This window comes from Pseudomonas sp. AC532 (genome assembly GCF_979258965.1).
This window is the reverse complement of sequence record NZ_OZ409888.1, coordinates 4,980,736-4,993,958: the sequence shown is the minus strand read 5'-3', so window position 1 is coordinate 4,993,958 and position 13,223 is coordinate 4,980,736. Positions and strand designations below refer to the sequence as shown.

Annotated in this window: 12 protein-coding genes; 10 read left to right on the top strand and 2 right to left on the bottom strand. The window is 64.1% G+C overall.

Annotated features, from left to right (window positions below):
- Positions 1–26: 26 nt before the first annotated feature.
- Positions 27–854, bottom strand: a complete 828-nt coding sequence (locus ACZ0AV_RS23280; protein WP_499153198.1) for an HTD2 family dehydratase — start codon at positions 852–854, stop codon at positions 27–29.
- A 126-nt stretch (positions 855–980) separates the two neighbouring features.
- On the opposite strand from ACZ0AV_RS23280, the gene ACZ0AV_RS23275 reads away from it, so the two are divergent.
- The 4 genes from ACZ0AV_RS23275 (at position 981) to ACZ0AV_RS23260 (ending at position 3,832) form a co-directional block, all read left to right on the top strand.
- Complete coding sequence (locus tag ACZ0AV_RS23275; protein WP_499153197.1) at positions 981–1,877, top strand: LysR substrate-binding domain-containing protein; 897 nt, start codon at positions 981–983, stop codon at positions 1,875–1,877.
- A 256-nt stretch (positions 1,878–2,133) separates the two neighbouring features.
- Positions 2,134–2,802, top strand: a complete 669-nt coding sequence (locus tag ACZ0AV_RS23270; protein WP_308838919.1) for a CsgG/HfaB family protein — start codon at positions 2,134–2,136, stop codon at positions 2,800–2,802.
- A 14-nt stretch (positions 2,803–2,816) separates the two neighbouring features.
- The gene (locus ACZ0AV_RS23265) at positions 2,817–3,164 is read left to right on the top strand and encodes a DUF4810 domain-containing protein (RefSeq protein WP_499153196.1); all 348 of its coding nucleotides are present in this window, start codon (positions 2,817–2,819) and stop codon (positions 3,162–3,164) included.
- Positions 3,165–3,169: 5 nt separating this feature from the next.
- The gene (locus ACZ0AV_RS23260; RefSeq protein WP_499153195.1) at positions 3,170–3,832 is read left to right on the top strand and encodes a DUF799 domain-containing protein; all 663 of its coding nucleotides are present in this window, start codon (positions 3,170–3,172) and stop codon (positions 3,830–3,832) included.
- A gap of 49 nt (positions 3,833–3,881) precedes the next feature.
- Here the strand turns inward: ACZ0AV_RS23260 and ACZ0AV_RS23255 are convergent, their stop codons facing one another.
- A complete protein-coding gene (locus tag ACZ0AV_RS23255) occupies positions 3,882–5,435 on the bottom strand; it encodes a sigma-54-dependent transcriptional regulator (RefSeq protein WP_499153194.1) in 1,554 nt (517 codons plus the stop codon).
- 213 nt (positions 5,436–5,648) lie between these two features.
- Between ACZ0AV_RS23255 and phhA the strand changes: the two genes are divergently transcribed.
- The 6 genes from phhA to cobF all read left to right on the top strand — a co-directional run bounded on the left by phhA (position 5,649) and on the right by cobF (position 13,036).
- Complete coding sequence (gene phhA, locus ACZ0AV_RS23250) at positions 5,649–6,434, top strand: phenylalanine 4-monooxygenase (protein WP_499153193.1); 786 nt, start codon at positions 5,649–5,651, stop codon at positions 6,432–6,434.
- A 35-nt stretch (positions 6,435–6,469) separates the two neighbouring features.
- On the top strand, positions 6,470–6,826 hold the full coding sequence (locus tag ACZ0AV_RS23245) for a 4a-hydroxytetrahydrobiopterin dehydratase (RefSeq protein ID WP_499153192.1): 357 nt from the start codon (positions 6,470–6,472) through the stop codon (positions 6,824–6,826).
- Positions 6,827–6,989: 163 nt separating this feature from the next.
- Complete coding sequence (locus tag ACZ0AV_RS23240; RefSeq protein ID WP_499153191.1) at positions 6,990–8,342, top strand: DUF2254 domain-containing protein; 1,353 nt, start codon at positions 6,990–6,992, stop codon at positions 8,340–8,342.
- A gap of 136 nt (positions 8,343–8,478) precedes the next feature.
- A complete protein-coding gene (locus ACZ0AV_RS23235) occupies positions 8,479–9,768 on the top strand; it encodes an MFS transporter (RefSeq protein ID WP_499153190.1) in 1,290 nt (429 codons plus the stop codon).
- Positions 9,769–9,852: 84 nt separating this feature from the next.
- Positions 9,853–12,114, top strand: coding sequence for a glucosylglycerol-phosphate synthase (gene ggpS / locus ACZ0AV_RS23230; RefSeq protein ID WP_499153189.1), 2,262 nt, complete (start codon positions 9,853–9,855; stop codon positions 12,112–12,114).
- A 157-nt stretch (positions 12,115–12,271) separates the two neighbouring features.
- Positions 12,272–13,036 (top strand): precorrin-6A synthase (deacetylating), encoded by a 765-nt coding sequence (gene cobF, locus ACZ0AV_RS23225; RefSeq protein ID WP_499153188.1) that lies wholly within the window; start codon positions 12,272–12,274, stop codon positions 13,034–13,036.
- Positions 13,037–13,223 lie beyond the last annotated feature (187 nt).

Sequence of the window (13,223 nt, the reverse complement as noted above, 5' to 3'; positions counted from 1 at the left end):
GCGACGTCCACCCTACAAAGCGTCTATTAGTCGAATTCCACGTCGGCCTGCTGGGCCATGCCGGCTTCGTTGCCAGCCCATAGCTGCGCCGTGCCCGCGTCGGTGATTCGCCCGGCCACCTCGAAAGGCTCTGGCGCCACCAGCGGACGCAAGCCTCGATAGGCGAACCGGCGCAGGCGGGCCTGCGGGTTGGCACGGCAGAAGGCACGAAGGTTGAGGGTGGCAATCAACGGGCCGTGCACCACCAGCCCGGTGTAGCCCTCGGTGCCGGTGACATAGGGCCAGTCGTAGTGAATGCGGTGGCCGTTGAAGGTCACCGCGCTGTAGCGAAACAGCAGGGTCGGGCTGGGCACCACGCCCTCGCGCCAATCGCCGGCCGGCAGCGCTTCGCCGGTACCGCTCTTGGGTGGGCTGGGTTCGCGGTAGACGATGTCCTGCTCCTCGCGGATCGCCAGCTTGCCATCCTGCAGGTAGTCGTGCTGCACGGTGACGAACAGCAGCGCGCCGGTACGACCGTGCTTTTCCTCGATGTGGGTAATGGTCGATACCCGGGTGGCTTCGCCGCCCACGCGCAGCGGCGCGATGAACTCGACACGACCGCCGGCCCACATGCGGTTGCGGTTGTCGGCCGGAGGCAGGAAGCCCCCGCGCGCCGGGTGGCCATCGCCGCCCAGGCCGCCTTCGGCGATGGGCTCCTGAAAGAACGCCCAGTGCCACAGCGGTGGCAGCGCTTCGCCGTGAGCCGGCGTGTCCTCGCCGAGGGTCGCGGCGATACGCTTGACCAGGTTGCGGCTCAACTGATCGTGGGCCTCTTCGCTGCGGCCTATCCAGGCGGTTAAGGCGGAGTCGCTCATGTGCATGTCCAGCTGTCTGGTGAGTAACGCCAGCATGCAATCCGACAAACGTTCCGGGAATCCGCATTTATTTAAGCCAGCGTTCGGATAAGCTGAACGCCGCTTTTAACTGATTGCAGAGCTGCCATGCATTTCGATCTGCCGGATTTGCGCCTCTTCATCCATATCGCCGAATCACCCAGCCTCACCCAGGGTGCGCGGCGTGCCTCGCTCTCACCCGCCGCCGCCAGCGCACGCATCAAGGCACTCGAAGGCCAGTTGGGCACGCGCCTGCTGTACCGCGACAGCCGCGGCGTGGAGCTGACACCCTCCGGCCAGCGCCTGCTGCAGCATGCGCGGCTGATCATGCGCCAGGTCGATTACCTGAAAAGCGAATTCACCGAATACGGCAGTGATTCGGCCGGGCATATCCGCATCTTCGCCAACACCACGGCGGTGACCGAGTTCCTGCCCGAAGTGCTGGCCAGGTTTCTGGCAGAACGCCCCGGCGTGACGGTGGACCTGCAGGAACGCCTGAGCCGCGACATCGTGCGTGGCGTGCTCGACGGCGGCGCCGACCTGGGCATCATCGCCGGCCCGGTGGAGGCCGCCGGCCTGCAGGTGCTGCATTTCAGCACCGACCGCCTGGTGCTGGTGGTGCCCGACGGGCATCCGCTGGCCGAGCGCGAGCGCGTCAGCCTGCGCGACACGCTGCAATACCAGCACATCGGCCTGCACGACGGCAGCACCCTGCTGACCTTCCTGCGCGAGCATGTGGAAACCCTCGGCGGCACCCTGTCGCTGCGCATCCAGATGTCCGGCTTCGAAGCGATCTGCCGGATGGTCGAGGCCAATGTCGGCATCGGCATCATCCCCGAATCCGCCGCCAGCCGGCACCGCCGCACCATGAAACTGCACACCATCGAGCTGGACGAGCCCTGGGCGGTACGCGAGCGCAGCATGCTGGTGCGCGACCTGGAAGCCCTGCCCGGTAGCGTGCGGGCGCTGATCGCCACCCTGCTGCCGGAAAGCACGGTCGGTTGACCAGGCACAAGGAGCACCACGAAGCGAAGCGCGTCACACCTGGGGTCGCCATTGCTGGCAAAACGCCTTGATGCGCTCTAGAATCGTCGCCGCAGGAAGCACCCCGCACCCGCTCCAGGGTCAGCGTCATGGATCGACTCTTCAAGCGCCTCGCGTTACCGCGCGTCGCCATTCCATGCCGCATCCCTCGTGAAAGTGCCGGGCTGATTCCTGTCCGTTACAGGCTCCCCCTGCCCACTTTGCAAACGAGATTCGTATGAACAAGCTCATTACCGCTGGCCTCGCCGGCATGCTGGTGCTGCTCGCCGGCTGCGCCACGGAAAGTTCGCGCACCCTGGAAGTCGCCAAGGTCAATACCGCCAGCAGCCAGTACAGCGGCCCGCGCAGCCCGATCGCCGTTGGCAAGTTCGACAACCGCTCCAGCTACCTGCGCGGTATTTTCAGCGACAGCGTCGACCGCCTTGGCGGGCAGGCCAAGACCATTCTGATCACGCATTTGCAGCAGTCCAACCGCTTCAACGTGCTCGATCGCGACAACCTCAGCGAGCTGCAGCAGGAGTCGGGCTTCTCCAAGCAGGCTCAGCAGATCAAGGGCGCCAATTTCGTGGTCACCGGGGACGTGACCGAGTTCGGCCGCAAGGAAGTCGGCGACCACCAGCTGTTCGGCATCCTCGGCCGCGGCAAGCAGCAGATCGCCTACGCCAAGGTGAACCTCAACATCGTCGATGTCGCTACCTCCGAGGTGGTGTACTCCAGCCAGGGCGCCGGCGAATACGCCCTGTCGAACCGTGAAATCATCGGTTTTGGCGGCACCGCCAGCTACGACTCCACCCTCAATGGCAAGGTGCTCGACCTGGCCATCCGCGAGGCCGTCAACAAGCTGGTCAGCGGCGTCGACAGCGGCGCCTGGCGCCCGGTCAAGTGAGCGAGGAGCGAACGATGAAATCCCCACTTCTGCTCACCAGCGTACTGGCCAGCGCGCTGCTGGCCGGCTGCGCCCAGCAACCCAAATCCCTGTACTACTGGGAGGGTTACCAGCAGCAGGTCTATCAGCGCTTCGAGAACACTACCGGCACCGAAGAGCAGATCGCCGCGCTGGAAGCCAGCGCCCAGAAAGCCCGCGCCGCTGACCGCACGCTGCCGCCCGGGTTCCATGCGCACCTCGGCATGCTGTACGCGGAGATCGGCAAGCCCGATCAGGTGCGCCAGCAGTTCGAAACCGAGAAAGCCCTGTTCCCCGAGTCCGCGCAATACATGGACTTCCTGATGCGCAATATGGCCAAGTGATCGACATGCCCCTACTGACCTCCCTCAGAACACTCGCGGTACTGGCCGCGCTCGCCCTGCTGGCCGGTTGCGCCACCCAGCAGCCCTACGACTACAGCGCCTTCAAGGAAAGCAGCCCGGCCTCCATCCTGGTGCTGCCGCCGGTCAACAAGTCGCCGGACATCAAGGCCACCTTCAGCCTGTACTCGCTGATCACCGCGCCGCTCAGCGAAGCCGGCTACTACGTGCTGCCGGTGGCGGTGGTCAACGAGACCTTCAAGCAGAACGGCATGCTCAACGCCGAGGAAATTCGCGAAGTCTCGCCGCAGAAGCTCTACGAGATATTCGGTGCCGACACCGTGTTGTATATCGACGTGACCGAATACGGCAGCAGCTACAAGGTGATCAGCAGCGAGGTGGCGGTGGCCGCCAGCGCCACCCTGGTCGACCTGCGTACCGGCAAGGAGCTGTGGAAAGGCATTGCCCGGGCCAGCACCGCCGAACAACAGCAGAACAGTGGCGGCGGCCTGGCGGGGATTCTGATTACCGCCCTGGTCAACCAGGTGATGAACAGCCTCAACGATCGCGGCCACGAGATCGCCGGCATCACCAGCGCCCGCCTGCTGAGCAGCAACCCGGTCAACGGCATTCTGCCAGGGCCCCGCGCGCGGCCCGTCAGCGCCCGCTGAAACCCGCCAGGCGAGCCAGGGGCTCCTGGCTCGCCTCTTGGTTTCCCCGCTACGCCTTGCCCAGGCCGTGCTCGCGCAACTTGTTGGCGATGGTGGTGTGGGAAACGCCGAGCCGCTTGCCAAGCAGACGACTGCTCGGAAACTCCCCCTGCAAGCGCTCGAGCACGGCTTTTTCGAAGCGCCCGACGATGGCATCCAGCCCACCTTCCAGCGAGAAATCACCCAGCGGCTGCGCAGCGCCGTAACCTGGCAGACGAATGTGCTCGGGCTTCACCACCCGCCCATCGCACAGTGATACCGCCTGGAACAGCACGTTCTCCAATTGCCGTACATTGCCCGGCCAGTGATAGCGACTCAGCTTTTCCAGCGCGGCCGGTGCCAGGCTCGGCAGCGGGCAGCCTATCTGCCGGCTGGCGCGATCGAGAAAGTGTTCGGCCAAGGGCGGCAGGCCATCCAGGCACTCACGCAGCGGCGGGATGTGCAGGCTCAACACGTTGAGGCGGTGATACAGGTCCTCGCGAAACTCGCCACGGGCGCACAATTCCGAGAGGTCGACCTGGGTGGCGCAGGTGACCCGCACGTCCAGGTACACCTCCTCGTCACTGCCAACCCGGCGGAAGCACCCATCCTGCAGAAAACGCAGCAATTTCGCCTGTAGGCGCTGGCTCATTTCGCCCACGCCGTCGAGAAACAGCGTGCCCCCTGCCGTCAGTTCAAGCAGCCCCAGCTTGCCCTCGGCGCGAGCGCCCTCGAAGGCACCCGGTCCGTAGCCGAACAGCTCGGTTTCGGCCATTGATTCCGGCAGGCCGGCGCAGTTGAGGGCCATGAACGGCGACTGCCCCCGCGGGCTGGCCAGGTGGCAGGCGCGGGCCAGCAATTCCTTGCCGGTGCCGGTCTCGCCCTCGATCAGCAGCGGCGCGTCCAGCGGAGCCATGCGCCGCGCTTCACGCACCACGGCAGCCATCATCCTGGAGCTCTGGAAGATGCTGTCGAAACCACGCAGCTCCTGTTTGCGCACCTGATAAATGCGCTCGCCCACCCGGTCGGCGCGGTGCAGGGTCAGCACCGCGCCAGCCATGGCTTCGCTGTCTTCCTGCTCGGCCTGCAGCGGCGCGATGTCGGCGAGATACACGTCACCGCAGACCTTGATCCGCAAGCCATTGATGCGCGAGCGATTGGCCCGCACCAGCTCCGGCAAATCGAAATCCTCGGTGTAGCGCGACAACGCGATGCCCGGCACCTCGTCGACGCGTACGCCGAGCAACTGGGCGGCTGCACGGTTGGCTGCAACGATGCTGCCGCTCATGTCGATCGACAGCACCGGAAACTCCAGAGCACCCAACAGCGCATTGAGCTCCAGATGGCGGCGCTCACTGGGCATCAGCCCCACGCGCTTGACCCCGAACACGCCGGTAATCGCTTCAAGCTTGGGACGCAAGGCCTGGAATTGCAGGTTGATGAGGTTGGGGCAATGCAGGTAGATGGCGTTGCCCTGCTCGCCGCCGACTTCGCCGCGTGCCACGTTGGTGCCGTAGCTGACCAGCAGCTCGAGGATGTCGCGCAGAATGCCCACGCGATTCTGGCAATGGATCTTGATACGCATGACGGCCGCTCTTGTTATTTTCGTCAAGGTTTCTTGCCAGTCTAGAGGAATCCTCTGAGCCAAGAACAGCGCTTGGCGCGAGACGTAACTCTTTCTTTACGAAAACGTGCGTCTCTCCGCTCGCACGGCTCGCGACCGCCCGCGCAAGGCGTACGGACCTGATGCATGCTCGGGGCAGACATGAGCAGATCGGATGTGCAGGGAGATCGCCGGATGAAAGCCAGCCAGTACGTTGCCAGGCAGCCTGACAGCAACGGATTCATCGACTACGACGAGGTCGAGCATCGCATCTGGCAAACCCTGATCGAGCGTCAGCTCAGGGTGATCGAATCACGGGCCTGCCAGGAATATCTGGACGGCCTCGACACCCTCGCCCTGCCCCATGATCGGATTCCCCAGCTGCCTGACATCAATCGCGCGCTGCAGGCCACGACTGGCTGGCACGTTGCCCAGGTGCCGGCGCTGATTCCGTTCCAGCGTTTTTTCGAGCTGCTCGCCAACCGGCAGTTTCCGGTGGCCACTTTCATCCGCAGCGAAGCGGACCTGGACTACCTGCAAGAACCGGACATCTTTCACGAGATCTTCGGCCACTGCCCCCTGCTGACCAACCCCTGGTTCGCCGAATTCACCCATACCTACGGCCGCATGGGCTTGGCCGCCAGCCCGCAAGAGCGCGTGTTTCTCGCGCGCCTCTACTGGATGACCATCGAGTTCGGCCTGGTGGACACCCCCGCCGGCCGGCGCATCTATGGCGGCGGCATCCTCTCCTCGCCCAGGGAAGCGGTGTACAGTCTGTCCGGCGAGCCGGAATACCAGCCGTTCGATGCCGTGGAGGCCATGCGCACGCCGTATCGCATCGATATCCTGCAGCCGCTGTATTTCCTACTGCCGGATTTGCAACGGCTGTTCGCCCTGGCCCGAGAAGACATCATGGGCCAGGTCAGGCAGGCCATGACGCTTGGTCTGCACGCGCCGAAATTCCCACCGAAAGCGGCGTAACCGCGCCGTATCGATCAACGCTACGAGGAGCCCCCATGTCCGCATTGTCCCAAGCAACCTGCGAGGCCTGCAGCGCCGATGCGCCAAAAGTCAGCGAGGCCGAACTGGCGGAGCTGATCAGGCAGATCCCCGACTGGAACATCGAAGTTCGCGATGGCGTGATGCAGCTCGAACGGGCCTACGCCTTTCGCACCTTCAAGCATGCGCTGGCCTTCACCAATGCCGTGGGCGAAATTGCCGAAACCGAGAACCATCACCCGTCGCTGCTCACCGAATGGGGCAAGGTCACCGTGACGTGGTGGAGCCATTCGATCAAGGGCCTGCACCGCAACGATTTCATCATGGCGGCGCGCACCGATGTGCTCGCCAGCGCTGCCGAGGGTCGCAAGTGAGCAGCCACCCCGCCCCGCTAGGCGCGCCCTGGCTGGATCAGCTGGCCGCGCCAAAACCAATTCGAGGGTGAACTGGGTGGGCACCAGGCGGTCATTATGACCTGCCGCGCATGCACGCCCGAAAGCTACAGCGCGGTCAACGCCATCCAAGACGGATTCGCCAATGGCCGTGCCCAGCAATGTCCTGTTTCGCGCCTATCAGCGCATTACCCACAGCCTGGCGTTTTACCCAACGCTGATCGCCATCGGCTTCTTTCTCTTGTGCGTGCTGACCATGGCACTCGAATACCGTCCCTGGATGCTGGCGCTCAAGCAGAACGTCGACATCGGCATGGTACGCAACGCGGAGAACGCCAGGCTTATCCTTGCCACCCTGGTGACCGGCATCCTCTCGCTGATGGTGTTCAGTTTCTCGATGGTCATGGTGGTGCTCAACAATGCCGCAGCCTCGCTCTCGCCGCGAGTGATCCCGGGGTTGATCAGCAGCAAAGGGCACCAGAAGACACTGGGCATCTACCTTGGCAGCATCCTCTATGCGCTCCTGCTGATTACCACCATCGAACAAGGCGACACCGATCGGGTGCCGAGCCTCGGCGTGCTGATCACCCTGGCCATGGGCATCACCTGCCTGGGCCTGTTCGTGCACTTCATCCGCTCGATTTCGCAGTCGATCCAGGTCGAACACATTCTCAACAATCTCTACCTCGCCAGCCTGGCAAAGCTTCACACCTGCAGCAGCAAACTGGCCGCCAGAGAGCAGCAGGTGTCCTGGCCGGATGACAGCGACTGGGTAACGGTCAATGCGCAACGCAACGGTTACTTCAAGGCGCTCAACGTCAGCGAAGCCAATACCCTGCTACGCCGCCATCAGGTGCGCATGACGGTGATGGCCCATCGTGGCTTCTTCGTCAGCGAAGGCCATCCGCTGTTTCGCCTGGAGCGGCGACTGGACGAGGACACCTGCCAACAACTGCTCGACTGCTTCGACTTCTTCATCGAGGAGTACGCCAGCAACCACTATTTCTTTGGCTGTCGGCAGATGTCGGAGATTGCGGTGAAGGCGCTCAGCCCCGGCATCAACGACCCGGCCACGGCAATCAAGGCCGTCGACCTGCTCAGCGTGCTGCTGGGCAAACGCCTCGAGCTGGGCGACAGAGACTTCGCCCGCCTGCCCGACGAGCCCCCTCGCCTGTCGTACCAGGAGCTCTCGCTGGACCAATTGCTGTTGCAACTGCTAGGGCCTATACGAGCCTATGGCGCGACAGACGTCAGCGTTCTGGTGAGTCTCCTGCAAGCCTTCAAGAACTTGCTGCATCGTCCATGCAGCACCGCGCAACGCGGCGAGCTGCTGCGCCATGCACGCAGCGTGCGCGACACCGCAGACCGCTGCCTGCACGAGAGCCGCGAACGGCAGGAAATCAATGACTTCATCGCCCGCCTCAACCGTACCCTCGGTGCCGAGCAACGCCCGCTAATGCCGCTGCTGGAACGAGCGCTGCCCCATGACGGGGCATGATGAACCCCGAAAAAACTGGCGAACCGTTTATCAGCAAAAATATTCGATTTAAATCAATGACATAGAAAACACCCCTGGGATCACTGGCGCGCTTCGTGCTTGCCATCACCGGCATAGTCCCCTAGGGTTGTTCGCCATGTGGTCCTTGATTTCCCCTATCAGCTCGTTGCTGGGTGGGGTCGCGTTACTCCTCCTTGGCAACGGTCTGCTCAACACCCTACTGACTCTGCGTGGCGTCGCCGAAGGCTACTCCACCGGGATGCTCGGCCTGATCATGTCCGGGTACTTCGTCGGTTTTCTTCTCGGCACCTGGCTGGCTATCCCGCTGGTTCGTCGCGTTGGGCACATCCGTGCATTCTCCTTTTGCGCCGCCCTCGCGGCGATCACCGCGCTGCTGCACGTGCTGATCGTCGACCCCTGGGTCTGGCTCGGCCTGCGGGTGCTTTACGGGCTGGCGCTGGTCAGCCTGTACATGGTCATCGAGAGCTGGCTCAACGCTCAGGTGCCCAACGACAAGCGCGGGCAGATGTTCGCCGTGTACATGGCTGTCAACCTGGGCGCCCTGGCGGCGGCCCAGCAACTGCTGAACCTGGCCGACCCGGCTGACTTCCTGCTGTTCGCCCTTGCCGCGATGCTGATCAGCGCGGCGCTGATGCCCATTACACTGACACGCCAGCCGCAGCCCAGCGTACCGGACACCCTGCACACCAATCTGCGCGCGATCGCCGGCATCGCGCCGCTGTCGATTGCCGCCGCGGGCCTTTCCGGCCTGGCCCTCGGCGCGTTCTGGGGCATGGCGCCGGTGTATGCCAGCCTCAACGGTTTCGATGCTGCGGGCGTCGGTTTGATGATGAGCGCGACCATTCTTGGCGGTGCCCTGCTGCAATGGCCGATCGGCCGCTTTTCCGACAACCATGATCGGCGCTGGGTGCTGTTCTGGGTGGTCAGCGCGGCCGTGATCGTCGCCCTGCTGATGAGCCTGCTGCCAGCCGGTCGCCCGTTGCTGGCGCTGATGTTCGTGTTTGGCGGGCTGTCGTTCGCCATCTACCCGATTGCCGTGGCGCAGTTGATCGACCAACTGCACCGCGACGAGATTCTGTCCGGCTCCAGCAGCCTGCTGATGGTCAACGGCGTGGGCTCGGTATGCGGGCCGCTGCTCGCCGGGTTGCTGATGCAATACACCGGCGCCGCCGCCCTGCCGCTGTACTTCGCCGCCACGCTGGGCCTGCTGGCCGCCTACACCTTTTATCGCCTGCGCCATGTCAGCGACCTCGTCGCAGGCGAGCAGGCGCATTTCGTGCCGATGCTGCGCACCAGCCATACCGTGCTGGAGTTGATGCCAGACGCGCCGCCATCCGAGGATGACAACGGTTCCGATAGCGATAACCAAGGTGACGAGCAGGAGCCCGTCACCGCTTCACCGTAGGCGATCGCCTGCATAACAGAGGCGCCAGCAAGGCGCCCGCTTTGCCCGTCGGCTGATGTCGGCGCTTGGACAGGGAGACAGCGCATGCTACTTGCAACCGATCTTGATGGAACCTTTCTCGCTGGTGATCCCGAAGATCGCCTGAGCCTTTACCAGACCATCGCCGCCCACCCGGAAATTCAGCTGGCCTATGTCACCGGTCGCAGCCTTGAGGCAGTCCTGCCGCTGTTGGCAGACCCGACCCTGCCACAACCGGACTTCATCATCGCCGATGTCGGCGCCACGTTCGTGCATGGCGACAGCCTGCAACCGATCCAGCCGCTGCAGGGCCAGGTGGATGCCCGCTGGCCGGGTGAAAGCCTGGTGGCTCAGGCGCTGGAAGGCCTCGGCCTGGAGCGCCAGGATGTGCCGCAGGCGCGCCGCTGCTCGTATTTCTGCACGCCCGAACAAGCGGCAGACCCGGCGCTGGCGGCCGTGGCAGAAACCCTAGGTTGCGACCTGCTGTACTCCGCGGATCGCTACCTCGACTTTCTGCCCAAGGGCGTCAACAAGGGCACCAGCCTGCAGGCGCTGGTCGACTGGCTCGGCATCGATGCCGGTGAAGTGCTGGCCTGCGGCGATACCCTCAATGACCTGCAGATGCTCGACGGCACCTACAAGGGCGTCTGCGTCGGCGAGTCGGAGCCGGACCTGATCAAGGCCACCGAACATCAATCATGGATTCTGCAGGCCGACCGCAGCGGCTGCGGCGGCATTCTGCAGGCCTTCGTGCACTTCGGTTTTCTGGGCGAGCACGGCATCGCCGCGGAAAGACGCAACGCCACCCAGCCGGGCCAGGCCGAGCTGGTGATGGTCTATCATCGCCTCCCCTACGAGGAGCACCGCGTCGACGGCAAGGTGCAGCGCCGCCGCCCCACTTCGCCGAATGGCATCATCCCCACGCTGATGAGCTTCTTCGGCGATTCGCGCCCCGGTTCCTGGGTCGCCTGGGCGGTGAAAGAGGACGACGAACCCTTTGAAACCCACACCACGGTCGACGCCGAGCGCTATCCGAAACTCACCGCCGCCCGGGTGGCGCTGAGCAAGCAGGAAGTCGACATCTTCTACAAGCGCTTCTCCAAGGAAGCCTTCTGGCCGACGCTGCACACCTTCTGGGAGCGCGCCCGCTTCGACGAGGATGACTGGCAGGTATTTCTCAAGGTCAACCGCGCCTTCGCCGAGCGCACCGCCAAGGAAGCCGCAGAAGGCGCCGTGGTCTGGCTGCATGACTACAACCTGTGGATGGTGCCCGGTTACCTGCGCGAACTGCGCCCGGACCTGCGCATCGCCTTCTTCCACCACACCTACTTCCCCTCGGCCGACGTGTTCAACGTGCTGCCGTGGCGCCGGCAGATCATCGGCAGCCTGCTGCAGTGCGACTACATCGGCTTTCACATCCCGCGCCAGGTGGAGAACTTCGTCGACGTGGCCCGTGGCGTCACCCCGCTGCAGACCGTCAGCCGGCAGAACTGCGCCCCGCGCTTCATCACCTATGGCTGCGCCGTGGGCCTGGAGCGCATGACCACCGCCGTGGACACCGGCAGCCGTGTGGTCAAGCTTGGCGCCCACCCGGTCGGCCTGGATATCGACCGCGTGCGCAACGCCCTCGCCCAGGACAAGACCCGCGAACAGATGGCCAACCTGCGCGATGAGTTGCGCGGCATCAAGCTGGTGCTGTCGGTAGAGCGACTGGATTACACCAAGGGCATCCTCGAAAAACTGCAAGCCTATGAGCGGCTGCTGGCCGACAACCCGGAGCTGCACAAGAAGATCACCCTGGTCAGCATCTGCGTGCCGGCCGCTCGCGAGATGACCATTTACGATGAGTTGCAATCGCAGATCGAGCAGGCAGTCGGGCGCATCAACGGCCGCTTCGCACGGGTCGGCTGGACGCCGGTGCAGTTCTTCTTCCGCAGTTTCCCGTTCGACGAAGTAGTGGCGTGGTACGCCATGGCCGACGTCATGTGGATCACCCCGCTGCGTGACGGCCTCAACCTGGTGGCCAAGGAGTTCGTCGCCACCCAGGGCCTGCTCGAAGGCCAGGGCGTGCTCGCCCTGTCCGAATTCGCCGGTGCCGCGGCGGAGCTCAAGGGCGCACTGCTGACCAACCCTCACGACACCGCGGACCTGGCGCAAACCTGCTACCTGGCGCTGAACATGCCGAAGAACGAAGCCCGTGCACGCATGCGCGAGCTGTTCGATATCGTCGCCTACAACGACATTCGCCGCTGGGGCGACGAGTTCCTGGCTGGCGTGGCAGAGCCATCGGCAGAAGAGGAAAATGTCCTGCGCCTAGCGGCTGGTTAAACACCAGTAGCCTGGCGTTGAGCGAAGCGATACCCAGGGGAGCATTTGGCCTGCCGACAACTCGCTCCTGCGCATCGCTTCGCTCAGCAGCAGGCTACGGTCAGCTGTCATGACGAACTGCTATGCTGCGCGCCATCGCAAGAACGAGACACCCAGCATGAAAGACATCCTGATCATCGGCATCGGCGCCGGTGACCCCGACTATCTCACCACCCAGGCGATCAGGGCGCTCAACCAGGCCGACGTGTTCTTCATCCTCGACAAGGGCGAGGCCAAGGACAAGCTGATCGCCCTGCGCCGCCTGATCCTGGATCGCTACATCGAGCCCGGCCGTCATTACCGCGTCCTGGAGGCGACCAACCCGGAGCGCGAGCGCGACGTCGCGGACTACGACGCCAGCATCGACAGCCTCAACCGCGACAAGCAGGCGGTATTCGAACAGTTGATCGGGCAATTGCAGGACGGCGAAACCGGCGCCTTCCTGGTCTGGGGCGACCCCTCGTTATACGACAGCACCCTGCGCATTCTCGACGGAGTGATCGCCGGCGGGATGCCGCTCAGCTATGAGGTAATCCCCGGCATCACCAGCGTGCAGGCGCTCACCGCGCGCCACCGTATTCCCCTGAATCAGATCGGCCGCGCCGTGCAGATCACTACCGGCAGGCGTCTACGCGAAGGCTGGCCAGAGGGCGTTGACAGCGTGGTGGTGATGCTCGACGCACAGGACAGCTACCGCCATGTCATTGGCGAAGATCTGCACATCTACTGGGGCGCCTACGTCGGCACGCCAGACGAGATTCTCATCGCCGGCAAGCTGGCCGAGGTGGCCGACCAGATCGCCCGGACGCGCGCCGCCGCACGTGAGGCCAACGGATGGATCATGGACAGTTACCTGCTGCGCCGCGGCGGCCGCGAAGCCTGATCGCAGCAAGGCGCAAGCAGACGTCGGGTGGATGACGCTCTTTTCATCCACCATTGCGATCGGTGGACGGGTCGGGCCGCGTAGGTGAGGCGTCGTCCACCCTACGACTGTGGGAGCGGGCCGTGCCCGCGAATAATCACGGGCATGGCCCGTTCCCACAATGAATCACCGACAGGCCGCTTGCGCC